Source organism: Flavobacterium sp. 245, from assembly GCF_004362055.1.
In the GTDB taxonomy this organism is placed as follows: domain Bacteria; phylum Bacteroidota; class Bacteroidia; order Flavobacteriales; family Flavobacteriaceae; genus Flavobacterium.
The window spans coordinates 72,261-97,793 of sequence record NZ_SNXB01000012.1 but is presented as its reverse complement, the minus strand read 5'-3'; the positions used below and the strand labels follow the sequence as shown (position 1 = coordinate 97,793).

The following is a 25,533-nucleotide window of genomic DNA, read 5'->3' as shown; positions in this document are numbered from 1 at the left end:
AGACTTACATAATCTGTCTATGGAAATTAATTTTGTAATTCTTAATTTATATACTGCTTTAAAATTGCCTTACGAAACTACATCCCAATTCTTTTCCGTTATAAAAAGGCATAATCATCGATGTGTTTTTATTTTCTTTTGAGGATTTAAACACCTTATTCTGCAGATAAGGATATATCCAATACGCAGCTTTTGTGCTTAATATACCTATACCTGCGCCCGCCACTACATCTGTAAGCCAGTGCCTGTCATTATACATTCTAAAAAGTCCCGTTCCTGTTGCTACTGCGTATCCTGCAATTCCGTACCAAATGGATTGGTTCTTATATTCCTGATACATAAATTCGGCTCCCGCAAAAGCAGTAGCCGTATGCCCTGAAGGAAAAGAGTTATTCGAAGACCCATCTGGTCTTTCAATTTTAGTGATATTTTTCAACGCAAATACCGAAGCGCTCATCATCAGATACGAACTCGCCAAAATAATAGAGCGGTCTTTCAGGTTATTTTTCCCTTTTACGCCAAAAGCATTAAGCGCATAAACAGAAGCTGCAGGCGCCCATTGGGAAAAATCATCAATAGAGACTTTATGATCTATATCCTCATTTACTTCTTTCTTAATTTCTGCATTATAGCTTTTGAGCTGGTCACTTTCCAAACCAATAAAACCATATCCCAAAAGAACTCCCGGAATGATTAACTGTTTGTAATTGAATTTTAAATTGGTTACAGTATCTTGTACAGCAATTGTATCACTTATTGTGTTTTGTGCATAAATCGAAGTCATACCAAAAAGAAATAAGAGGAAGGTTTTTAACATGTTAGAAAAGATTAGGAATTACTAATTACGCTTGTTGAATAGAAAATAAACGTAGTTTTTCCTCATAGAAAACAAATTAAATTAAGACAGTAATGTTCTTACTGTTAAAGATTAATAAGGCAAAGTTCAACCTGAAATCTGAAGAAATTCTGTATTTACGGCGTTAGTATTTTTTTTAACAAAAATTTTAATTTTAATTTTTGTTAAAGTCTGCAATAAGCTCTTTTGTAGACCTACCAAAAGCCTATCTATTTCGAATTAACAAAAGCTCTAGACTTATAAGCTCTGTGAAATGCATAATATAAATACGTATATCAGCTTTATTAAAGAAAAAAAAGCTAGCCAAAGTTATTGGACAATTTGCAAATAAAGTGCGCATAATGGCAAGTCGAATTTCTCGACTTGCCACCCTTCGGGACTTATAGCACCTTATTTGCAAATTGTCCACTTTATAACTGCTTTCTTTTTTTCCTTTTTCTTTTTTAAATATTTGTTCAATTTCACAATTCACGGCTATCATGGCTAAAATATACTCATGATATGAATTGTCAAATCTTCATCTTAATTTAGTGTCAGACTTTTAAAAATGCTGAAGACCACCTCGTTCCTGTGGTCTGGCAAGATGAATCGTTGTTAAACAACGACCTATCTTGCCACCTATTACCTCGGAACTCGGTGGTGGAGACACTAAAAGAAAGAGAGTTTGATAACAATGAAAATGAAAGATGATGAAAAGAGAAAATTCAAACAGAACACGCATTGTCGGATTAAGGTTTACACCTGAAGAGTATGCACAAATTGAGCGTAAATTTAGAGCAAGCACATGCAGAAAATTAAGCGATCACATTCGAAAACATTTATTCAATAAGCCAATTGTAAGTACTTACAGAAATCAATCTTTAGATGATTTGATGGAGGAAACGATTGTTCTTACTACTGAACTCAAAGCAATCGGCAACAATATTAACCAAATCGCTAAAAAGTTCAATACCCTTAAATTAATTCCGGAATTTAGAGAGCAAGCTTTTTGGTTTGAAGTTGATAAAAAAAGACTTCTTGAAAAAATGGATGAGGTCACAAACCATACTCGAAAAATATCAGAGCAATGGTTGCAATTATAAAAACGAGTCATTCCATACACAACATCCTCAATTACAACGAAAACAAAGTGAAGACAGGAGTTGCCGAGTGTATTAGTGCCGAAAACTATCCTTTAGAATTAGAGAAATTAAGTTTTAATTTAAAACTTAATCGTTTTCTAAAACTGGCATCATTGAATGAAAATGCTAAACGCAATAGTGTTCATATTTCTTTGAATTTTGATCCGTCGGAAAATCATTCTAAAGAGAAACTAATAGAAATTGCAAATATGTACATGGAAAAAATTGGCTTTGGCAAACAGCCTTATTTAATTTATCAGCATCATGATGCAGGTCATCCGCACCTGCATCTAGTGACTAATAATATTCAGAGAGATGGAAAAAGAATTGACCTGCATCTTTTGGGAATACGAAAATCAGAACCTGCAAGAAAAGAAATCGAAGAATTATTTGGACTTGTAAAAGCTGATGGTAAAAAGAACAAGCAAGACATCTCTATACAACAGGCTTCTGCAAGAATAGTCAATTACGGAAAAGTAGAATCTAAAAAAGCTATCAATGGTGTGTTGAATATGGTGCTAAACCAGTATAAATATTCAAGTCTTCCCGAACTAAATGCCATATTAAAACAATGCAATATTATGGCAGATCGAGGAAAAGAAGATTCAAAAATATTTCAAACAAGGGGATTGGTTTACCGAATATTGGATCAAGAGGGAAATCCAATTGGAGTACCAATAAAAGCAAGTTCTTTTTATAACAAACCTACTTTGAAATTTTTAGAGGAAAAATTTAAAACTAGTGAAATTAGAAACGCAACAGATAAGACAAGAGTAAAAAATGCAATTGATTTAGCTCTAATTAAAGAAAATAATTTTTCATTAAATGATTTAGCAAAGCAATTGGAAAAGGAAGGAATAAATACAGTTTTCAGAAAAAGTGAAAAAGGTTTATTATATGGGATTACTTATGTCGATCACACAACCAAAAACGTTTTTAACGGAAGTAGTTTAGGAAAACAATACAGTGCAAAAGCTATTGAATACCGATGTAGTTCAACGTTTACAAATGAATCGAAAAGAGAATCGCAGACAGATAAATTAGAAATTAAAAATAAATTTCAAGATGAAAAACAAAAACTTCAAACATTTTCGAAAATGGAAAATGTTGTCAACTCTTTATTACAATCTGAACAACTTAAAGAATTTCTACCTTATCAATTGAAAAAGAAAAAAAAGAAAAGAGGTTTAAATCTTCGGTAATTTTCTTAGGAACCCTAATCATTATATGCACAGAAATAATCAGATAATTTAAATGTAGATTAATTGAAGATAGCTAAATTTTTAAGATGTAAGAATTTTAATCATATATTTGGCTAAATACAAATTAACCTAGCAAATATGAAAAGTCCATACATTTCAAGAGTACAAATTAAAAATTTTAGAAATTTTGAAAATGTAGATTGTATACTATCGCATAAACAAGTAATAATAGGGGAAAATAATGTTGGCAAAACAAATTTCCTAAGAGCAATTCAATTAATTCTCGACAGGAGTTTTTCTGATCTAGATAGAGAATTAAATGAAACTGATTTTTTTGATGGTTTAGAGAATCCGATGAGTAATGGAGAGGAAATTATCATAGCAATCGAAATTTCTAATTATGCACATAATAATCAATTATTGGCTCAATTCCCGGATGCCTTGATTAATCCTACTGATCCTAGATTACGTTTTACATATAAATACTTTCCAAATAAAAATTTAGAAGGAAAAGTCTTAGGATATAGTTATATAATTTTTCAAGGCACTAATGAAGAAAATTTCTTTACTCGACAAGATCGAGAATTTATTAATATAACAGTTATAGGAGCATTAAGAGATGTGGTTAAAGAATTAAATGGAAACAAAAGATCTCCTTTATATAAATTGATTCAAAACTACAACATCCCAAATGTTGATCTTGAAGAAATTGCGTCATCAATGTCTACAGTTAGTCAAGATATTTTAAACTTAGAGGAAATTAAAGATATTAAACATTTAATTAATTTAAAATTTAATATTTTATCAGGCACTCAACGTGACAACGAAATTAAACTAAGCCCTTATGATGTTGATATAGATAAATTATTATATACGATGCAAATTTATCTAGGTCTAAAAGGAAGATCAGTGTCGGAATTAAGTTTAGGTTTAAGTAATATTTTATATCTTACTTTAATGCTTCTTTTATTAGAAGATAAAACCATACCACGAATCATAAATAAAGAATTGTTTGATGAGTTGATAAAAAAAGAAGGAGGTGTAATATTGAATGATTTCTATGATATTACGGAAAATGAAAACAAGTATAAGATAAGCGAAACTGTACAAGATTTATCTCCTTTATATTCTTTCTTGAGTAAAAATCTATATGTTAAACATTCAACAACATTTTTAGCGATCGAAGAACCGGAATCACATCTTCATCCAGTTTTACAACGCCTACTTTATCGAGAGGTTCTTCATAAAAGTGAAACTTCAGTTTTATTTACAACTCATTCTCCTTATATAAGTTCGGTATCTCCACTTGATTCAATTGTTAGAATAGCACGCAATAAATATAATTCAACAATATCAGCCACAGCAAAATTAGACTTATCGACTAATGAAAAAATTGACCTAGAACGTTATCTTGATGCAAAGAGAGGTGAAATATTATTTGGTAAAGGTGTAATAATTGTTGAAGGCATAACAGAAGAATATATAATTCCTGAATTAGCTAATTTAATGGGTATTTCATTAGATAGCTTAGGAATTATTGTTTGTAATGTTCACTCTACAAATTTTTATCCGTACGTAAAGTTATTAATTGAATTAGATATTCCTTGGGTAATTGTTACAGATGGAGATTATTATGAAACTGAGCAAATAACAGTACAAGGAAAATTAAAAAATAAAAAGTACTTTCATAGACATTTCGATCCAACATCAAATTACAGTTTTGCAGGTCTAAATAATATATCTAAATTATTACAAACTTTAAAATTGCTAGACCCAAAAGAAGTTACAGGCAATTTGGAAGAAAATTTCGAATTATTAAAAACAAAGAATTGTCATATAGGTCGTCACACTTTTGAAGTTGATTCAATGATAAAATCTGAAGTGAATGGAAATCTAATTTTTAAAAAAATATATTCTGAGTTAAGACCCGGAGGAGAAGGTCAGCAGAAAAATTTTGATGATGCACTAGAATCTAATAACTATTGGCTAGCTTTAGAAAGAATTGAAGGAAATATTAGTAAAGGTCGATTTGCACAAAGGTTGGCTTCTAATATAAAAATTGAAATGGCTCCAGATAATTTAATTGAGGCGATTGTTAATATTACCAAACAGATAAATTCAATATATGAATAGCAATTTTTTTTTAGATCTTGAATTAATTAAAAAAGACGAACAACAGTATAAAGCATTTAATTCAAATTCAAATACTGTAGTTATTGCTGGACCAGGTAGTGGAAAAACTAGAGTTTTAGCCTTAAAAGCAATAAAAATAAAAACTTTTGAGGTTTTTAATCCTGCAGGATTAGCTTGTATAACTTACAGTAATGAAACTGTTCGAGAATTAACCAATAGACTTCATCAATATTCCTACAAACAAAACAAACAAGATTTTATAGGAACGATACATAATTTTTGTCTTGTTAACATTATTAAACCGTTTATACATTTATATCCGGAGTTCAATATTGATAAAGACTTTAAAATTGCAGATAATTCAACTTTAGAAAAAATTTTAAGATCTGTTAAACATGAACTAAATATTGATGAAGAAATATCTCTCATGAGCTTAAATAAGCATCGGTCACTTGCTTTTACTGGGAGAGGAGAATTCACATACAATGGTAACGAGAATATTGAAAGATTATCAAAGCTATTTGATTACAAATTAGAAAGCGCTAATCTTTTAGATTTCACTTCCATAGTTAATATTTCTACTGCTATAATTAGAGAAAAAGAAATCGTCCGAAAATTTTTAGAAGCAAGATTTCCATGGATTTTAATTGACGAATATCAAGATTTAGGTAGAGGATTACATGAAATGGTTTTAGAACTTCAAGCTCAAACTGATATAAAAATTTTTGCGGTAGGAGATATGAATCAATCAATATATGGGTTTAATGGCGCATTTCCCGAGTTTTTAGAAGAAATTTATAAGTATGATGAATTTGAAAGCATTGAACTTACTTCAAACTACAGAAGTAATCAAGATATAATATCGGGATCACTAAGTACTTTGAACCTAAGTCCACCAATTCCAAATTATACTGCGCAATTAAGAGTAGGAGAAAATGCTGAATTTACTTTTATACAATGTGCTACCGATATAGAAGAACAATATGAAGTAATTATAAATAAAATTATACCAAATTTAGTCAAAAAAGGCATTTCCTATAATGATATAGGTATCCTAGCTTTTTCGAAAAATGAGATCAATCATTTGTCACTTCTTTTCGAATACAATCATATTCCTTTTTATACAAATAAATGGTCATTCAGAATCACCCCCTTTATTGAATGGATAATTAATTGTGCAAGTTGGTGCTTAGGAGTTGAAGAGAGTTCTTTTAATAAAATATTTAAATTTTGGAATCGACAACAAATCGAGTATTTAGAAATAGAAAATAATGAAAATTTCATGATTGAGAGCAGAGTAAAATTTTATAATTCACTTGTAAAAAGTAAGGAGTATAATGAAAACATAAGTATTTGGTTGGATTTTATATTTTCAGAACTGGAATTCGGTTCAGTTATTAATTCAGATAAATATTTGGAAGAAGATAAATTAAATTTAGAACATTTTACAAGGGAATTTTCAGCTGAAAAGAAAATTCCAATTTATAAATTACTCAAATTGAGAAAACCAGAAAATCAAATCACAATCACAACACGACATAGTTCTAAAGGTCTTGAGTTCGAAGCAGTAATTATGATAGGCATGGAAGAAGGTAAGTTCCCATATTATAATATAGAAAATAACAGTTTAGAAATGCAAGAACAACACCGAATATGCTATGTTTGCATAAGTAGAGCTAAAAAAGAATGTATATTACTATATTCAAAAAGATATAACTTCATTGGACAATATGGACCATATCATCGTAATTATAATCCATCCAGATTTTGGAATCTATTAGCAGAAAGATTTGGAACCGATCAAAATACATTTACCTCTACATCCTACAATTAAGTATTTTTTAAAACGGTTCTAATAATTCGTTTTTTAAAATTTCCTCAACTACGATATCAATTTCCATTATTTTGGATTGATAAATTTCAATCTTTGCTATGAGTGTATATAATTCATTAATCTCTGTAGACTCCATCTTCTTTCTGTAATAAGGATATGAGTGCATTTTAAGCCATTCTTTTATCACATTGTAGCCCGAAACTTCAAAACTTAATACACTTTCTTTTAAATCCTTTAACGTTATTATTACATCATTGGCTTTACCAATAAATTGAATGCTGTCAATTCCAATTTTAGTTTTATGATATTCTAATTCTGCCATCTGTGTAGAAAGACCTTCAATCTTATAGTCACGCGATTCAATATCAGCTATAGTTCTACCTAAATTACCAATCTTTTGAAAAAGTAATTTACTTGTTGTAATTGGAATACGTGGCCATGCACCGGCAACATTAAATAATATTCCTTTAAACATTTTTAAATAAAAGTTAGAACTTAAAATAGCATATGTGTAAAATGTCAATTCATCATACATTTCACTAGATTCAAGTCCTAATATATTTTTTAAATTTTCAACTAGCTCTTCATTAATATTAGACTTAAGTAAGGAGTTCCAATTTTTACTCTTTTTATAATTGGGGAAATAATTACAAAATATGTGTGCATTGCCCCTCGCAGAAAGATCATTATCCGGAATATTCCAACAAAATGAAGAAAATTTATGTAACGTACTACCTATATCCTCAGGGGCTGGTGCTACAGCGAAACCGAAAACAGAACTACTTTTATATGCAGATCTAATTTCTGGTCTATCTCTAGTACCACCACCGCCTAAATTTGATAATTCGTCCAATAATTTCTCATCTAGTAAAACAGAGGCTTCTAAAAACGGGCGATATGAATAATCATAAATATTATCTTCTGCAATCCCTTTATCTAATCTTATTTTAATATTGTCATTAATTTTTGCGGACGGTGGCGGCTTCATTTGTCCAGAATACCATTTATCTTTAATAGCGGTATAATCATTTTCTTGTTTTGAAATAAATTTTGATCTTCTTTTTAATTGTCCTTTTGAGGCATGTACTAATAAATGAGTGGGTGCTAGCTTAAGACTCGAACAATGACGTAAAAAAATTCCACTTTCTTTATCCGAAGTTATTGGCCAAAAACTAGTATACAATTCTAAATTATATTTGTCTGATGGCTTAAATGCAAAGTTGTCATCTAAAGATAATTTAGTCCAATTTTCCAAATCCACTTCCTTATTAAAAAATGATATTTTTTGACTCTTGCTTAAATTACAGATGTTTTTATAATTAATACTTTTTTCAATTACTTGGGCGTCGGTAACAATTCCAATTAATAACAATCGACCTTGTAATGTATTAAATAAATTTACATCATCTGCACCGGTTCTTTTATCAGAATCGAACTCTAAAATCCACAAATTTGAAAACTTTTCAGCTATAAATTTACGGACGTACTTATAAGACGGATGCTTTGCAAAAGAGGAAGGTAAAATTAGCGCAAAAACTGAAGGAGAGCTTTTTATTGCCTTATCTACTGACCACCTTAAAAATTTGACAAATTCATTAGATAGTTGCTTTTGCACGTTCTGTCTACCAGTTCTCCCAACTGCAGAAGGTCTAAAATCCTCTAACATTTTTTTTATAATTAATCCCTCATTAGCTAATTCAAATTTAGAATCAGACGATGGAGGATTCCCAATAATGATTGTTAAAGGTGCAGATGATAAATGATAGGCAGATTGCTGTTCTTGTAGCAATAAAAGACTAAGATTAGAGTCATTTATTTCTATTTTAGTTTCCTCAAATAAACTATCACTTAATGTATTTGTTAAAATAATTTTTATGTTTTCAGGATACTTTTCTTGTAGCATCGCAATTCTATAATGTGCCAACGCATAAGGGGCGGGAAGAATTTCGAATCCAATAATACTTGATGAAGGATTAAGATTAAAACTATCTAAAGTTGCTTCAATAAATGTTCCAGTTCCACAGCATGGATCAATAATTTTATGTGCTGTAGATTTTAAGTCAATTTGAGGCATTTGGTTTTCAATGATTACCTTTACAAGTTTAGTTGTATAAAATGCTAAAGAACGAGGAGTATAAAACGCGCCGTAATCAAACCTTGTCTTAGGATCATATACTGCTAAAAATGTTTCGTACAATTCATGAAAATCAGGTATCGAAATTTGATCTGTTGAAAGTTGTATATGTGCTAGTAACCTCCTTAAATCGTCATACCATATACCTAATCTACTTAAATCTGAATTTAATTCAGATTTAAGCTCAGTAACTAATGTTTTAAAGGGTATTAATTTATTAGTATAATCTTCTTCTAAATAAGAAAACCAGAAGTCATGAATTTTTTGATATTTTTCTTTTGGATTACTTAAAGATTTATCAATTACTCGATGGGCATAAAGCAGTCCAAAAGTTAGTATTTGAGAAATAAATCCCGCAAAAGTTATATTATTACTGAGTGTTTTGTCATGGCTATGCTGAGCTTTAACCTTCAATTCTTTTAGCAAATTTAAAGTCTTACTTTCACTTTCACTTTCAGCTTCATCTTCATCAAGTTCTAATAAATCCATCAATTCGATTGATAGTAATTTGGCTCTTTTAGCAACTTCGTTTACTAATTGATTCTCTGATATTTCCCTATATCCAACATTTTTAAAAAAAACTTTAAACAAAATTTCAATGTTAAAATCAAATTCAGGATTTTCCCAGTTTATTGGTTTACTACAAATTGAAAACTTCCTAATACTTTTGTCCACACAAAAAATCACAAAATCAATGCCATCTGTAAGTATGACAGGATTTCCCAACGTTAAATACCTTTCTATTTGCTTTTTGTAATTAGAAATATTTATTTCAATAGTTTGGTCAAGTCCTTTTGCTTCAACATATCCATACACCCCCATGGATTCAATATTATGAAAACGCCAGTCGGGTCGCCCTAATTTACTTTGATTTCTTGGTTCGAGAATGGTTGCTATATTTGAATCAAAATTTGATGCAATATTTTTAAAAAAATTATCCAAGCTTGTTCTATAAGATAATTCCATGGTAGCTTCACCTGAAGTCGATCCTACTTTTATTTCTTTTTTTAACTCCGAAAAATACTGCTCAACTATTTTTTGAAATTTCATATTATATACTTTCAATAATTTTTTTACCTATCTCAAACGCTAATTTAGGGGGAACTGCGTTACCAATTTGTCTTGCAATATCTACCTTATTTCCAAAAAAATTAAAATCCATAGGGAAAGTTTGCAACAATGCTCCTTCCCTTAAAGAAATACTTCTATTTTGTTCAGGATGTCCAAAGAGCCCTCTTGTAAAACTGTCAAAGCGAGCTGTAATTGTCGGTGCAACATTATCCCAATGCATTCTCCCGTAAACATTTCGATGGCCAATTACATTACTACCAATTTTATGACAATCTGCCAATAAATTTTCAGGCAAATAATCTCTTCCCTGTCCAGGTTTTAAATATTTAATTCTCTCAATATTTATTGGGGAAAGTTTATCAGATCTATGCAAAAAAATATCTTCATGATCTGTACCATCTTTAGGAGGCTCTGGCAAGTTTGAAATAATGTCTCTTACGGTATACTTCTTTTTTTTTGGTTCGGGGAAATTAAATTTTGGTTCCGTTTCATCTATTCGCTCTCCAACAATAAAAAGTCTTTTCCTTCTTTGCGGAACACTATAATCTTGAGCATCAAGGATTTTTCTATGAATAAAATAGCCATTTTTTTCAGCAAAATCAATTGCCTCTTCTAAAATTTCCTTACCCCTTTTACCTGTAATTCCGGGTACATTTTCCATTAAAAAAAACTTAGGAAAGAATTCGATTACCTTTTTCATGTATTCGAATACTAATGTATTTCTATCATCAAGATCGTTCCCAATTCTTTGAACTGAGAAGCCTTGGCATGGAGGTCCACCAGCAAATAAAGTCAACTCTCCTCTTTTAATTCCAAGCTGATCCATCAATATAGCAGAATTTAATGATGCTATATCAGCACAATTTGCTTCATGCTTGAAGTATTTTTTATTTAAATTCTGAGTTTTAACAGATAGTTCATCATTATCAAAACTGTATAATATTTCAAATCCAGCCTTGGCTAAACCTAAGCTTAAACCGCCTGCTCCGGAAAAACTGTCAATACACGTATATTTCATGCCATTTTTTTTAAAAGTTTTAATAATTTCAGATATAATCTTCAATAATTTCTATAAAACTTTTCGCTTATAAAATTCGATTGCTATTTGTGTTGCTACTGCTAAAGATAATAATGGAGGTACAGCCTCTCCTATTTGTTGAAAACACTGCTCCAAATTACCTTCAAATAAAAAACCATCGGGAAAGCTTTGTATCCGTGCCGCTTCGCGGATAGTCAAACCTCTATTTTGTACTGGATGTGAAAATCTTCCACTTGCCGGATTTCTAGAAGATTTAGTGATGGTAATTGATGGTTTATTCCAGCTTAATCTTCCATACACATCTGAAAAACCATTAACCTTATCTAAACATTTTGGTCCAACCCCTTTAGGACGGCTTCCACCGTCTTTTGGTACCTGTGAAATTGTATCAATCGTACTTTGTTTATGTGTAGAGCTCCTATGATAAATATCTGTTTCAGAATATTCTCCAGATTCTATTATAGGTAAGTCTCCTATTGCATCTTTTACAGTAACATATTCTTCTTGTGATAACAATTTTGGAGGAAGAGAAAAAGGGTTTCTAGAAGCTATAAGAATAGCCCTAAACCGTGCTTGTGGAACCCCAAATGTTGCTGAATTATATACATCCTGTTTTATACTATAACCTTTTGCTTCTAATACTTCTTTAGCTTCATTATAATGTTGCTGATATTTTTTTCCTAATATTTCCGGTACATTCTCCATCACAATAAAATCAGGTTCAAAAGTCACAATTATATCAGTAAAAGCGCCAATCAAAGTATTTCTTTCATCATCTTCTTTTTTATCCCAATTTTTTTTTCCATGAGCTGAAAAGCCTTGGCAAGGTGCACAACCTATTACAACTAATGGTCTCTTTTTTTCTTTCGTTATACCAAAATAATCTCTTATTGCCTCATGCTCATTATTTAAATACATTTCCTTTATATCTTTATTTAAAGTTTTTGCATTGTAATTTTTATGAAAAGATTTTAGTGCTATTTCATTTATATCCACCCCTCCAATAATATTATAGATATTATTTTTTTCAGAGAGAGAAGCAAAGCCTAAGGACATACCCCCACATCCAGAGAAAAAATCAATAACATCAATTGCTCCTTTCATCTTTCCAGATAGAGGTTTCCAATTAGCAAGACTTTCAGATCCTTTTTTAAATAGCTTTTTAAATTCTATGTTTAAATCTTTATTAACTAAATTTTCTGATTTGCTCTTTTTTAATTCAACGGTTTCCGTACTCATTCTATTATTTGTTTTTTTGAACATACTTTAATTTTGCATTAGCAACTTTTAAAGCTTCACATGCTAAATTTTCATTTTGTAATTCATCTGTTAGTTTATCACTTAGCCAAGCAACAATTAAATTATCTTGATTAAGATCGTAAAACTGAGCAAATTTTAATACCTGATTTTTTGTAGGTTTTCTTTCGCCTCTTTCAAATTTACTTATAATTGCCTGATCAATGCCAAGTTCAGTGGAAACGTGTCTAAGAAGTAAGGATTTTTCTTGCCTTGCTTTTTTTATAAGTTCACTAAAAGTTTTCATGAGATTTTTGATTTGACAAATATTGTCAAATGTAGAATTTTTTATCGCAAAATTATAAATATAATTGTCCTAAATATTAACAACATTAAAGTATAAACATTTAAAAAAAGCAACCTGTTTATATCGTGAAGTTTAGATATATTTTTATTTAGAGCAAATTTTATCTTTATAAAAGAACTAACTGAGCAGATAAAAAAGTCAGTTATAACCCTGAAAGAAATTAACATTATATTTGATTCAACACTTTTAAATCCTCCAGTAAAAGTTTCGATTTTGTATTATCAGGGTCGCAGCTTAAAGTAAAATTAAGTTGAATGCACAGAGATTTGAACCTTTACTTTGCACATTTATTAATTAGTGTTTTTGACCTCTGCTACAGAGTCCCTTTATTCTTTTACTATCTTATTTAATTTTGTCACAAAGTTAGGAAATCGCTTACTGGCGCTAGCAAAAAATTCCCCCATAAATGCAGGAAAAAATTCCTGCTTTATTGCGTTGCTTTTTGCGCTTGCTAAGCGATTCCCGATGAGTGTTTCATAATTAATTTAAAATATACAAATTATGGAAACTTTAAATCAAAACTGGCAGACAGTATCTGAAATTGAACTGATCTACAAAACAAAAGTAAAGAACTCTGAAAGACCACAAATCAAATCTTCAAAAGATGCATATAAATTAGTCCTTTCAGCATGGGATTATAATAAAATAGAATTGTTCGAGCAGTTCAAGGTATTACTTTTGAATCAGGCTCACAAGGTACTTGGAATTTACGAAATCTCTTCGGGAGGAATTGCGGGAACTGTCGTAGACCTTAGACTAATATTTTCATCTGCTCTAAAGGCAAATGCTACATCTTTGATGATGATTCACAATCATCCTTCAGGAAACCTTACAGCGTCTGAAGCAGACATACAGATAACTCGAAAAGTTAAAGAAGCTGGAAGACTCCTTGATATCACATTACTTGATTCATTAATTATAACTACTGAATCCTACTATTCCTTTGCTGATGAAGGCACTTTATAAGTGCCTTTATAACTATTGATATCTATAAATGATTTCCAAAAAAGTTAAGACTTTCCGAGATATATTTTAAGATGCAATTGCAATAATCATATAATAATCTTCAATAAAGTGGTTAGATAATTGAATGCTTCCCGCTACTAAGATAAGCTGGTAATCAATCTGATGATTTGCTCCAAGGTTTAGATTGGAAATTTTGTTTCCTTCTCTAAATTTGATATTTGTTCATATTTAACAATGACTCTTAGACTTGTAAAGGGTTTGTATTATGGTGATTATCTATGTTTTATCGTTAATACAAGAATTCGACCGTTAAATATAAGAATTCGACCGTTAACTACTTTGTGATTTGGTCACTCAAGGAGTTAAGCTAAATTTCTATTATAGTGAACCCGTACTTTTAAAAATTTTAAAGTAGTTTAAAACTTGCTGTTAGGAATTATTGGAATAAAGCTTTACAGAAATTTCCAGATCTACGTTTTGAACTTATAGGAGTTATTGAAGGATGCAACTCAATTGCTTTATATAATAATTCTCTCATGAACAAAGATGCTATTGAGGTTATGTTTTTTAATAGGTATAATTTGGTATATAAAGTAATTGCGCATTATAGCGATTTATAATTTGATACATATTTAACTGTAAGGTTAGCTGTTTTCGCAATAATTATTTTTGAGATAATTATTCTTGTTCTTGTTTTTTAAGAAGTTCTAGTGGTATAAAAAAAATATAAAATGGAGATATTTCATATCAGTGCAGAGTGTTAGCCAGTGGCAAAAGTTGGCGGTTTAGCCGACGTTGTTGGAGCTTTGCCAAAATATCAGACAAATGCAGGACATCAGGTTCGGGTTATAGTTCCCTGTTATGACACAAAGTTTAAAAAGGAAAATGATTTTGAATGTGTTCATTGGGGAAATGTTCAGCTGGGAAATTTCAATTTCCCTTTCAAAGTTTTGAAAGAAACTACAAATAAATTAGGCTATGAATTATATCTCATAGAAATAGAGGAATTATTTGGCAAGCCAAATGTGTACGGATATGAAGATGATATCGAAAGATTTTTATCTTTTCAGATTGCAACTTTAGATTGGATTACAGTTCGAGGAGAGGCTCCCACTATTATCAATTGCCACGATCATCATACCGGATTGATTCCGTTTATGATTAAATATGGATATAAGTATGAAAGTTTACGAAATATAAGAACTGTTATCACTATTCATAATGGCTTATATCAAGGCTGTATTGGTTTTGATAAATTGCATTATTTACCTGAGTTTGATTTGATTCATGTTGGTTTTTTAGAATGGAATCATTCTCTTAATTCATTAGCAGTTGGGGTAAAATGTGCTCATGCTGCTACAACTGTATCTCCCGGTTATTTAAATGAAATAAATATTTCGGCAAATGGTTTAGAAGATTTATTTAAATCTGTCAGAAGTAAATCTAAAGGAATCTTAAACGGTATTGATTTTGAAGTTTGGGATTCGCATAATGATCCAATGATTGATAAAAAGTATTCTGATAAAACTTTTAAAGCAGGAAAACAAAAAAATAAGGAAAGGTTATGCGAGCAGTTTCAATTAGACCCAGCAAAACCATTATTTAGTTTTATTGGACGCTTATTTGAAGAAAAAGGAGGTGATTTATTACCTCAAGCATCTGCTTTGGCTTTATCTGAAAATTTTGAAAACATCAATATTTTGATTTTAGGATCGGGAAATACCGAAATTGAGAAGCAATTAATACAATTGCGAAATGAGCATAAAGGAAATTATAATGTTTTTATTGGGTATAATGAAGAATTAGCCCATTTAATATATGCCGGTTCAGATTTTATTTTAATGCCTTCAAGGGTTGAACCATGCGGCTTAAATCAAATGTATGCATTGCGATATGGAACAGTTCCAATTGTTAGAAGGACTGGTGGTTTGCGAGATACAGTAATTGATTTTGGAGATAACGGAAATGGAATTTGTCATGATCAGGCTTCTGTTGAAGATATGTGTTATTCAATTAACCGTGCAGTTAAATTGTACGATGACAAAATAAATTTCAGTAAAATCATAAAAAAGGGAATGGCAACAGATCATTCCTGGGAAAGAGTTTGCCAAGAATACATCGAGATATACAACCTAATAATTGAGAAAAATGAAATTTAAAAAGAAAAATGTAGTTGCAATTATTTTAGGAGGAGGGCAGGGTTCCCGTTTATTTCCGTTAACAGAAACAAGATCGAAACCCGCAGTGCCCATTGGCGGAAAATATCGCTTGGTTGATATTCCAATTTCGAATTGTATCAATTCGGATATTTTTAAAATATTCGTTTTGACTCAGTTTAACTCGGCTTCGCTGAATGCGCATATCAAAAACACTTTTAATTTTAGTATTTTCAGTGAGTCGTTTGTTGACATTCTGGCGGCAGAACAAACACCCGATAATCCAACGTGGTTTCAGGGAACTGCAGATGCTGTTCGACAATGTATGTCGCATTTTTTAAAACATGAATTTGATCATGCTTTAATTTTATCAGGAGATCAGTTATATCAAATGGATTTTAACGAAATGCTGGAAGCTCATATTGGTGCTGATGCTGCTATTTCAGTTGCTACTCTACCTGTAAACGCGAAAGATGCACCTGAATTCGGAATTCTTAAAACGAATCATGAAAGCTGTATTGAATCTTTTATAGAAAAGCCCGATGCGTCGTTATTACCAGAATGGGAGTCGGAAGTAAGCGAGCAAATGCAGGAGAAAGGCAAAAAATACCTGGCTTCAATGGGAATTTATATTTTCAATCGCCAATTATTGGAAGATTTAATGGCTGATCCGCATGCGAAAGATTTCGGTAAAGAAATCATTCCGCAGGCCGTTGGAAAACACAAAATATTAAGTTATCAATATGAAGGATATTGGACAGATATTGGAAATATTGAATCCTTTTTTGAAGCCAATATCGGTTTGACAGCTGATATTCCGGAGTTTAATTTATTTGATAATGAAAATAAAATTTTTACAAGACCAAGATTACTTCCGCCATCAAAATTTAGAAATTCAATAGTCAACCAGTCATTAATTTCTGAAGGATCCATTATCAATGCTAAAGAAATTAAGAACTCTGTAATTGGCATACGTTCAAGAATCGGCGAGGGAACTATTTTAGAGTATAGTTATATTATGGGTAACGATTTTTACCAAAATCTTGATGAAATGCATCATGAGAATATTAATGGTGAAATTCATATTGGAATTGGAGAAAACTGCTTTATAAAAAATGCTTTGGTAGATAAAAATGTCCGTATTGGAAATAATGTACATATCAATGGAGGTAAGCATCTTTATAACTCTGATAATGAATTATACAGTGTTAAAGATGGTATTGTAGTGATCAAAAAAGGAGTTACTCTATCTAATAATTTTAGAATAGGATAAGCATACAATTAAATTTAAGTAAACTGTTTTCTTAAAAACCAAATATGAACAAAGTAATCACATATTCTCTATTTACTGATTTTGATATTGATTTATTCAAAGCAGGGAAACACTTCAGGTTATATGAAAAGTTAGGAGCACATATAGTTGAAGTGAACGGGGTAAAAGGTGTTTATTTTGCCGTTTGGGCGCCAACGGCACAATTGGTTTCTGTTACAGGAGATTTTAATTATTGGACAGGTAATAAACACCAGTTGCAGGTTCGCTGGGATTCTTCGGGAATTTGGGAAGGTTTTATTCCGGATCTTGAAAAAGGAGCGGTATACAAATATAAAATTGAGTCTAATATTAATGGAATTATAACTGAAAAAGCAGATCCATTCGCTTTATATTGTGAAAAACCTCCTCATACCGCTTCCGTGGTATGGGGTTTAGATTACAAGTGGAAGGATAAGAATTGGATGCAATCCCGAAAGGAAACGAATGGATTAGATAAACCTTATTCTGTTTACGAAGTACATTTAGGTTCCTGGAAACGTGGTGATAATAACCGGTTTTTGACTTATTTAGAACTGGCAGATGATTTGGTTTCTTATGTAAAAGAGACTGGTTTCACCCATGTAGAATTTATGCCGATTATGGAATATCCATACGATCCGTCGTGGGGTTATCAATTGATAGGATATTTTGCGCCAACTTCCCGTTTTGGGAAACCTCAGGATTTCATGGTTTTGGTTGATAAACTGCATCAGGCCGGAATTGGCGTTATTCTGGATTGGGTTCCGTCACATTTTCCTGATGATGCACATGGGTTAGGTTTTTTTGACGGATCACATTTATACGAACATCCGGATCGCCGGAAAGGCTATCATCCGGACTGGAAAAGTTTGGTTTTTAATTATGGTCGTAATGAAGTTCGTGCATTTTTAATCAGTAACGCCGTTTTTTGGTTGCAACATTATCATGCCGATGGTTTGAGAGTAGATGCTGTAGCATCGATGTTGTATCTTGATTATTCCAGAGAAGAAGGAGGGTGGGAACCGAATATTTATGAGGGAAGAGAGAATCTGGAAACCATAAGTTTTCTTAAAGAATTCAATGAAGTAATCTATGCTAATTTTTATGGAGTACAGACTATTGCAGAAGAAAGCACTTCCTTTCCAATGGTTTCAAGACCAACGTTTGCAGGTGGTTTAGGTTTTGGAATGAAATGGATGATGGGCTGGATGCATGATACTCTAAAATACTTTCAAAAAGAAACAGTGTATCGTAAGCATCATCAAAATGATTTGACTTTTTCGATGACGTATGCCTTTACCGAAAATTTTATGTTGCCTCTTTCACATGATGAAGTCGTATACGGAAAAAAAGCGATTGTCAATAAAATGCCCGGAGACAAATGGCAGAAATTCGCCAATTTAAGATTGCTGTATGGTTATATGTTTACTCTTCCGGGAACAAAATTATTGTTTATGGGATCTGAATTTGGGCAAAGTGATGAATGGAACTTTGATAAAAGTTTGGATTGGCATCTACTTCAGTATGATTATCACTCAGGAATAAAGAAGATTATTACAGATTTGAATCAGCTTTATAAATCTCAGCCTGCTTTGTATGAAAAACAATTTACAGGTGAAGGTTTTGAATGGATTAATTATTCTGACCATCAAAATGCTGTTCTGTCTTACATCCGAAAAGGGAATAATCCCCAAAAAAACCTTGTCATTGTCTGTAATTTCAAGCCTGTAACAAGAGAGAATTATCGAATAGGTCTATCTCAAAAAGGTAAATTAATTCAAATTTTTAATAGTGATGCTACTTTTTATGGAGGTAGTGGAATGGAAAATCTTAAACAATTAAAAATAGAACTGGTGCCTTATGACAGCAGGGATTATTCTATAGAATTAATATTACCTGCACTGAGTGTGACCGTTTTTTCTTTTGATTAAAATTGAAGTTTTAATTTATACAAGACCATTTTATTAGAATACACAAGAGCTATTTTCAATTATATAACCATTATGTTGAAATACAGTAAGAGTTAAAATAATTAATATCACAATATGATTACAAACACATCATTAGAATATAAAGGCAATTTATATCCATCAAAAATTGTCAGCTATGAACAAGAGGGCGATTCTATTTTTTTTAATACAGACAATAATGTAATTTTAAAAGTCACAGTCTTAAGAGACAGTTTAATACGCTTTCGTTTCACCACAAAAGGTTATTTCAGTAATGACTTTTCGTATGCAATTGATAAATCCCAGCTTCACGGTTATAATTTTCTAAAACTTACAGAAGAAGAAACTTGCTTTGAGGTAAAAACCAGTAAAGTAAAATTCAAAATTCAAAAACTAGATCTTCGTTTATCCATTTACGATTTAGATGATCTTTTGATTTTGGAAGATGAACTTGGTTTTCATTGGGAAGAGAGTTATGAGTATGGTGGAAACATTGTAAAAATGAGTAAATCTTCTAAAGATGGAGAATGTTTTTACGGTCTTGGAGACAAGGCCACGCAAATGAATTTAAAAGGCAAAAGGGTAGAAAACTTTGCCACTGACCAATATGCTTTTCAAAAAGATCAGGAGCCATTATATAAAGTAGTGCCATTTTACATTGGTTTGCATAACAAACAATCGTACGGTATTTTCTTTGACAACACTTTTAGAACTTCCTTTGATTTTTGTCAGGAAAGAAGAAATGTTGCCAGTTTTTGGGCAGAAGGTGGTGAAATGAATTATTATTTTATTTATGGCCCTCAAATGCAGGATGTAGTAACCACTTATACCGATTTAACGGGTAAGCCAGAATTACCGCCGCTTTGGGTTTTAGGTTATCACCAATGTAAATGGAGTTACTATCCGGAAAGCAAAGTAAAAGAAATCACTTCGAAATTTAGAAAACTTAAAATTCCGTGTGATGCCATTTATCTGGATATTGATTATATGGAAGGCTTTCGATGTTTTACCTGGAATAAGGAATATTTTCCAGACCCTAAAAAGATGGTGGCTGAATTAGCCGAAGACGGTTTTAAAACGGTCGTAATCATCGATCCGGGAATTAAAATCGATAAAGATTATTGGGTTTACAAAGAAGCCTTAGAGAAAGATTATTTCTGCAAGAGAGCCGATGGCCCTTACATGAAGGGAAAAGTCTGGCCAGGAGAATGTAATTTTCCAGATTATACAAATCCTGTAGTCAGAGAATGGTGGGCAGGGTTATTTAAAGAATTAATTTCAGATATTGGCGTAAAAGGCGTATGGAATGATATGAACGAACCTGCTGTAATGGAGGTTCCAAATAAAACTTTCCCAATGGATGTTCGTCATGATTACGACGGAAATCCTTGCAGTCATAGAAAGGCGCATAATATTTACGGAACGCAAATGGCAAGAGCAACGTATCATGGTGTAAAACGTTTTGCATACCCAAAACGTCCTTTTGTAATCACAAGATCAGCCTATTCAGGGGCACAGCGTTATACATCGTCCTGGACAGGCGATAACGTTGCAACCTGGGAACATTTATGGATTGCCAATATTCAGGTGCAGCGTATGTGTATTTCAGGTATGGGTTTCACAGGTTCTGATATCGGTGGGTTTGCGGAACAGCCTACAGGCGATTTATATGCTCGTTGGATTCAACTTGGAGTTTTTCATCCTTTCTGCAGAACGCATTCTTCCGGAGATCATGGCAATCAGGAACCTTGGGCTTTTGATGAAGAAGTCATCGACATTACCAGAAAATTCGTTAGCCTTCGTTATCAGTTATTGCCTTATTTATATACCATGTTCTGGCAATATATTGAAGAAGGTGTACCGATGTTAAAGCCATTGGTTTACTACGATCAGGAAGATACACAAACACATTATCGAAATGATGAATTTATCTTTGGGAATCAAATATTGGTTTGCCCTATTCTTGAACCTAATGCTGTAGGCAGGCGTATGTATATTCCAAGAGGTGAATGGTACAACTATTGGACAAATGAGTTTACTGTAGGAGGAAGAGAAGTTTGGGTTGATACCAAATTTGATGAGATTCCGGTTTTTGTCAAAGCAGGAGCTATTATTCCAAAATATCCGGTTCAGCAATATGTTGGCGAGCTTGAATTTGATGAATTGACACTTGATTTGTATTTTAAAATCGGGAAAGAAAAATCAGTAGTTTATGAAGATGCACAAGACGGTTATGATTATAAAAAAGGGCGTTACAGCTATTTATCATTTAGAACAATAGGAAAAGAAAAAGAACTGATTATTCAATTGCATAAAGAAGGTAAATACGACACACCTTATAGTAAATATAGAATCAATCTAATTGGTTTGCCTTTTAAAGTAAAAGAAATCCGAATTGACAATGAAAAAATTGAATTTGACAACATTGCTTTTCAGGAAAATCATTTGTTAATTGTTGATAAAGAATTTACGGACCTGTATATCAGCGGAGAGTAATTAACCAAAACCACATTTATTACCAATTTATTGTAGAATGAGAAGAGGCAGTGGAACTGCCTCTTCTATTTTATGGTTTAACCCTGATATTTTTTTCTCAGAATAAAGTAAAAGGACCTAATTTGAATCTAAAATTTCATTTAAATCTTTTTGTTGTTCGCTTAATTTTGATTGAAGTTTCAAAATTTCAAGTTCCTGCTCTTTTGATTTGATTTCCGCTTTATAAATTTTGTCATCAGGAATCTTATGATTTTCTATTTCATTTTTTAACTTTTGATTTTTTTCTAATTTAGAATTTATTTTCTTTTTGATTTTTTCAATATTATTTTGAGCACTTTCAATTTTTCCCTTGTAATTTTTGGCCTTTCTCTCAGCTTTCTTTAATTCATTTTGTTTTTTATCTAATTCATTCAATTGCTTGTCAACTTCAATTTTTTTGAAGGCAGTTTCTTCATTTTGCTTATCTTGAATCGTTTGCTGTGCAAAAAATTGCTGTGATGTGGCCAAAAGGCTGATAAATAAAACGACTTTTCTTGTCATCCTCATAATTTGTTATTTAGTTAATATGAAATTAAGGTTCCTTTTGTTAAAATTTAATGATGAATTTATGTTATTTTTTTACACGGTTCCAATCGCAAAGTAGTTAACGGTCGAGTTCTTGTATTAACGGATTAAATTCTTGTATTAACGGACTACTTCTCTTAAGTAATTTCTTTAAGTTCTTTTTGTAGCGTTAGTCTCTTTTCGATGAATAATTAATAAAATCTGTGAAATTACATGGTTTTAGACAAATTACACCTCATGTCTCTGAAACGATAATGCGAAGGATGCCTTCGATTCCAACACAACATGCATTTTCGAGGCAGGACTTATATTATTTTTTCTTTTTAAGGTCTATTACAGTTTTATTGTATTTCTGCAGTGCGGATAATTCGTTCAGCCTAAAAAGTCCCCATACATTCCTGTTCTCTTTGTCATAAAGCCGCTTTCGCAAATTGACCATAGAAATTTATCATTATTTTAAGATTGTTATATTTTGATTTTGGCCGGTGAATGGGAGGCTTGATAGAGTGGGCGTTTATTTGAATTGGATAATTAGTTAGTCGTCGTTTGATTTCGTATGATTAAATAAGGTCTGCCAGATGCAGGTTAGTGTCCTGTTCCCGCTACTAAGACAAGCTGGTAATCAATCTGAAGATTTCCTCTCAAGATTTTATTTAAATCTGTTATTTTATTATGTAGCGGGACCTTAACGGTACAAAATCCGAACCTTTTGTTGGAGGATTTAAAGAATTTGAGTGAAATTTAAATTCAATAAATTCTTTTTGTTCACTAGCGGGAAGCATACAATTATTTAACAAGTTAATAGAAGATTATAATAAAGTTATAGCCTTAGCATCTTAATTTTATTTATATATCCACTCCAGATATTTAGTAGAAGAGGAAGTGTGGGAGAAATTATATTTAATTTTTTTTTTAGTCTTTTTTTACCAAACTTGAGTTTTAGCATTAACCATAGCAATCTGTTTTATTCTAGTTCCAGTACTCACTGTAAAAATTAGAAGATTTCATTAAATCTTCATGATTACCAGAATGCGTTATTGTTTTGTCTTTTAAGACATAAATAGGGTCTGCAACGTTTTTTAGCATGTTTAAACGGTGGGAAATAAAAAATATGGAACAATTTGTTTTTATTTTTTGAAATAAATCCATTGTAAAATTCTCTGTGTTTCTATCCATTGCAGCGGTTGCTTCATCCAGTATTAGAAATTGCGGTTTTTTGTGTAAGACTCTGGCTAAAGCAATAATTTGCTTTTGTCCGCCAGATAAATTTATTCCTTCTTCTCCTAAAATTGTTCCCATTCCTTGTGGGAGTTGATCGAAATAGTGATCAAAACCATAATGTTTAATAAATTCTATTAAATTTTCTGGAGTAGCAGTGGCTCCAAGCAAAATATTATCAACAACATTACCATTAAAAATAGTTATTTCTTGCGGAATGACACCGATTAGGTTTCTATAGTTTTCCAGTTTAATTTCTGAAAGTTGGTGTTCGTTGTTTATAATGATATTTCCGTTTTCGAAATTATAAAATCGTTGTAATATTTGACCTAAAGTGCTCTTTCCGCTACCACTTTCACCAACAATAGCAATAAACTGCCCTCTGTTGATTTCAATATTTACATTGTTGAATAACTCGCTTCTTCCTGCAAAACGAAAGGAAAGATTTTGAATAGAGATTTGCTCAATTTTTGAAATTTCAAATCCTTCTTTTTTTTCTTTTTCAATAGATGTAAATTCATACATTCGGTTAAAAGCAATTTTGGCTTCATTAATTGGAATTGCAATCAAAGCCAGATTAGCAATAGACGGTAATAACGAACCAACAATCCCTAAAATAGAAATTAGCTCTCCCGTTTTTATTTCCTTATTAAAAACTTGTATTGATGTATAAATTAAAATGCCAATTAGAAATATAACACTCGCTAAGCCTGACTGCCAGGAAAGTGTGATGTGTATCTTTCCAAGATTGAATATTTTGTCTTGAAAATTAGCGAAAATTACATTGTTTGCTTTGCTGAAAATTTCTTGTTTATTATGATTTTTTATAGTTGAAATTCCTTGAATAGTATTGATGTAATTGGCTTCGTTGAAAGCATAACTTTGCATTACTTCTTTTTGCGCATTAATGATTTTTTTATTAATTCTGTAAATTATAAAAAAGTAAATAGGTAAACTTAGAAATGAAATTAACCCTAGTTTCCAGGAATAGCTGAATAAAAAACTTAATGAAATTAGAGCAACCAAAACATCAATTACCAAAGAACTCGTTAGCGTTTTTATAACGCTCTGTATACGTTGCGTGTCATTTAATCGAGCGACCAGTTCTCCAATTTTTCTAGTATCAAAGAATGGTTTTGGCAAATGCAAAAGTGAATCGAAAAACTGATTGTTGATCCTGTTGTTAAAATCTTTGGATTGCTGTAATAAAAAGAATTCTCTCAATACAGCAATTCCTACTCTTGCCAATAATAAAATAGACAATAACCCAATTCCTGAAATTAATTTTTTAATATTATGAGAGGGCAAAATATCATCAATTAGTTTCTGCGAAAAAAGAGACATCGCCATTCCCAGGCCGGCAACAAATACACCTAATAAAATACTAATCCATAAAAGCTTGTAATCTTCTTTTATGATTTCTAAAAACCATTTTCGTTGCGTATTTCTTTCTTCTTTTTCTTTAACAAAAGTTTCATTTGGCTTAAGAGTAAGACAGGTTTTTGAAACCCAAATTTTTTCTAATTCATTTTTTGATAAATAGAGAACACCTTTTCCAGGGTCGCCAATTAAGAAACCCTTTGTTTCATCATACTCATAGCAAACTACATAATGTTTGAGTTGGTTTTCTATTAAAACATGAAGAATGACGGGTTCTTTGTGATCTATAAGAGCCTGAGTATCTGCTTCGCACCCCTCGGCGGTAAAACCTAGCTTGTTGGCAGCTTGATACAGACCCAACATGGTTGTGCCCTGTTTGGTTGTGCCGCTTAGTTCACGGATTTTCTCGATAACATTATTGCCGTCATAAAGTTTTATGATGCTTATTAAGCAAGCAACACCACAATCTGATTGGTCAAGTTGTAGCGTATGTGTTTTTTCGATATGCTTTAAGTTCATT

General features: G+C 31.6%; 16 protein-coding genes. 9 read left to right on the top strand and 7 right to left on the bottom strand.

Annotated features, from left to right (window positions below; genetic code table 11):
* Positions 1–58: 58 nt before the first annotated feature.
* Positions 59–817 carry a phosphatase PAP2 family protein gene (locus tag EV145_RS19465; RefSeq protein WP_133526856.1) on the bottom strand — a complete coding sequence of 253 codons (759 nt, stop codon included), beginning with the start codon at positions 815–817 and terminating at the stop codon, positions 59–61.
* A 725-nt stretch (positions 818–1,542) separates the two neighbouring features.
* Between EV145_RS19465 and EV145_RS19460 the strand changes: the two genes are divergently transcribed.
* From EV145_RS19460 to EV145_RS19445, 4 genes are all read left to right on the top strand, one after another.
* Positions 1,543–1,938, top strand: coding sequence for a plasmid mobilization protein (locus EV145_RS19460; RefSeq protein WP_133526855.1), 396 nt, complete (start codon positions 1,543–1,545; stop codon positions 1,936–1,938).
* Complete coding sequence (locus EV145_RS19455) at positions 1,923–3,179, top strand: relaxase/mobilization nuclease domain-containing protein (protein ID WP_133526854.1); 1,257 nt, start codon at positions 1,923–1,925, stop codon at positions 3,177–3,179. The genes EV145_RS19460 and EV145_RS19455 overlap by 16 nt, the downstream gene beginning before the upstream one ends.
* A gap of 138 nt (positions 3,180–3,317) precedes the next feature.
* Positions 3,318–5,312 (top strand): ATP-dependent nuclease, encoded by a 1,995-nt coding sequence (locus EV145_RS19450; RefSeq protein ID WP_133526853.1) that lies wholly within the window; start codon positions 3,318–3,320, stop codon positions 5,310–5,312.
* Complete coding sequence (locus tag EV145_RS19445; RefSeq protein ID WP_133526852.1) at positions 5,305–7,146, top strand: UvrD-helicase domain-containing protein; 1,842 nt, start codon at positions 5,305–5,307, stop codon at positions 7,144–7,146. The genes EV145_RS19450 and EV145_RS19445 overlap by 8 nt, the downstream gene beginning before the upstream one ends.
* Before the next feature lie 7 nt (positions 7,147–7,153).
* On the opposite strand, the gene EV145_RS19440 is transcribed toward EV145_RS19445, so the two are convergent.
* From EV145_RS19440 to EV145_RS19425, 4 genes are read right to left on the bottom strand one after another with little or no spacing between them, the layout of a single operon-like run.
* The gene (locus EV145_RS19440; protein ID WP_133526851.1) at positions 7,154–10,330 is read right to left on the bottom strand and encodes a type ISP restriction/modification enzyme; all 3,177 of its coding nucleotides are present in this window, start codon (positions 10,328–10,330) and stop codon (positions 7,154–7,156) included.
* A 1-nt stretch (position 10,331) separates the two neighbouring features.
* A complete protein-coding gene (locus tag EV145_RS19435) occupies positions 10,332–11,369 on the bottom strand; it encodes a DNA cytosine methyltransferase (protein ID WP_133526850.1) in 1,038 nt (345 codons plus the stop codon).
* Positions 11,370–11,420: 51 nt separating this feature from the next.
* Positions 11,421–12,629: a DNA cytosine methyltransferase gene (locus EV145_RS19430; protein ID WP_166638491.1), complete on the bottom strand. Its 1,209-nt coding sequence runs from the start codon at positions 12,627–12,629 to the stop codon at positions 11,421–11,423.
* A gap of 4 nt (positions 12,630–12,633) precedes the next feature.
* Positions 12,634–12,933, bottom strand: a complete 300-nt coding sequence (locus tag EV145_RS19425) for a helix-turn-helix domain-containing protein (RefSeq protein ID WP_133526848.1) — start codon at positions 12,931–12,933, stop codon at positions 12,634–12,636.
* A 561-nt stretch (positions 12,934–13,494) separates the two neighbouring features.
* Here EV145_RS19425 and EV145_RS19420 point away from each other — a divergent pair.
* From EV145_RS19420 to EV145_RS19400, 5 genes are all read left to right on the top strand, one after another.
* Positions 13,495–13,959 carry a RadC family protein gene (locus EV145_RS19420; RefSeq protein WP_133526847.1) on the top strand — a complete coding sequence of 155 codons (465 nt, stop codon included), beginning with the start codon at positions 13,495–13,497 and terminating at the stop codon, positions 13,957–13,959.
* Positions 13,960–14,726: 767 nt separating this feature from the next.
* Complete coding sequence (locus tag EV145_RS19415; RefSeq protein WP_243739291.1) at positions 14,727–16,118, top strand: glycogen synthase; 1,392 nt, start codon at positions 14,727–14,729, stop codon at positions 16,116–16,118.
* On the top strand, positions 16,108–17,388 hold the full coding sequence (locus EV145_RS19410; protein ID WP_133526846.1) for a glucose-1-phosphate adenylyltransferase: 1,281 nt from the start codon (positions 16,108–16,110) through the stop codon (positions 17,386–17,388). Before EV145_RS19415 ends, EV145_RS19410 begins: the two co-directional genes overlap by 11 nt.
* A gap of 44 nt (positions 17,389–17,432) precedes the next feature.
* The gene (gene glgB, locus EV145_RS19405; RefSeq protein WP_133526845.1) at positions 17,433–19,337 is read left to right on the top strand and encodes a 1,4-alpha-glucan branching protein GlgB; all 1,905 of its coding nucleotides are present in this window, start codon (positions 17,433–17,435) and stop codon (positions 19,335–19,337) included.
* Between the two features lie 114 nt (positions 19,338–19,451).
* Positions 19,452–21,851, top strand: coding sequence for a glycoside hydrolase family 31 protein (locus EV145_RS19400; protein WP_133526844.1), 2,400 nt, complete (start codon positions 19,452–19,454; stop codon positions 21,849–21,851).
* Between the two features lie 117 nt (positions 21,852–21,968).
* Here EV145_RS19400 and EV145_RS19395 read toward each other — a convergent pair whose 3' ends face one another.
* Both EV145_RS19395 and EV145_RS19390 read right to left on the bottom strand, forming a co-directional pair.
* On the bottom strand, positions 21,969–22,265 hold the full coding sequence (locus EV145_RS19395) for a hypothetical protein (protein ID WP_133526843.1): 297 nt from the start codon (positions 22,263–22,265) through the stop codon (positions 21,969–21,971).
* 1,119 nt (positions 22,266–23,384) lie between these two features.
* Positions 23,385–25,532, bottom strand: coding sequence for a peptidase domain-containing ABC transporter (locus tag EV145_RS19390; RefSeq protein WP_133526842.1), 2,148 nt, complete (start codon positions 25,530–25,532; stop codon positions 23,385–23,387).
* Position 25,533 lies beyond the last annotated feature (1 nt).

Excerpts from the sequence above, each read along its gene's own strand:
- EV145_RS19465 (WP_133526856.1), bottom strand. The coding sequence starts at position 817 with ATGTTAAAAACCTTCCTCTTATTTCTTTTTGGTATGACTTCGATTTAT.
- EV145_RS19460 (WP_133526855.1), top strand. The coding sequence starts at position 1,543 with ATGATGAAAAGAGAAAATTCAAACAGAACACGCATTGTCGGATTAAGG.
- EV145_RS19455 (WP_133526854.1), top strand. The coding sequence starts at position 1,923 with ATGGTTGCAATTATAAAAACGAGTCATTCCATACACAACATCCTCAAT.
- EV145_RS19450 (WP_133526853.1), top strand. The coding sequence starts at position 3,318 with ATGAAAAGTCCATACATTTCAAGAGTACAAATTAAAAATTTTAGAAAT.
- EV145_RS19445 (WP_133526852.1), top strand. The coding sequence starts at position 5,305 with ATGAATAGCAATTTTTTTTTAGATCTTGAATTAATTAAAAAAGACGAA.
- EV145_RS19440 (WP_133526851.1), bottom strand. The coding sequence starts at position 10,330 with ATGAAATTTCAAAAAATAGTTGAGCAGTATTTTTCGGAGTTAAAAAAA.
- EV145_RS19435 (WP_133526850.1), bottom strand. The coding sequence starts at position 11,369 with ATGAAATATACGTGTATTGACAGTTTTTCCGGAGCAGGCGGTTTAAGC.
- EV145_RS19430 (WP_166638491.1), bottom strand. The coding sequence starts at position 12,629 with ATGAGTACGGAAACCGTTGAATTAAAAAAGAGCAAATCAGAAAATTTA.
- EV145_RS19425 (WP_133526848.1), bottom strand. The coding sequence starts at position 12,933 with ATGAAAACTTTTAGTGAACTTATAAAAAAAGCAAGGCAAGAAAAATCC.
- EV145_RS19420 (WP_133526847.1), top strand. The coding sequence starts at position 13,495 with ATGGAAACTTTAAATCAAAACTGGCAGACAGTATCTGAAATTGAACTG.
- EV145_RS19410 (WP_133526846.1), top strand. The coding sequence starts at position 16,108 with ATGAAATTTAAAAAGAAAAATGTAGTTGCAATTATTTTAGGAGGAGGG.
- glgB (WP_133526845.1), top strand. The coding sequence starts at position 17,433 with ATGAACAAAGTAATCACATATTCTCTATTTACTGATTTTGATATTGAT.
- EV145_RS19400 (WP_133526844.1), top strand. The coding sequence starts at position 19,452 with ATGATTACAAACACATCATTAGAATATAAAGGCAATTTATATCCATCA.
- EV145_RS19390 (WP_133526842.1), bottom strand. The coding sequence starts at position 25,532 with ATGAACTTAAAGCATATCGAAAAAACACATACGCTACAACTTGACCAA.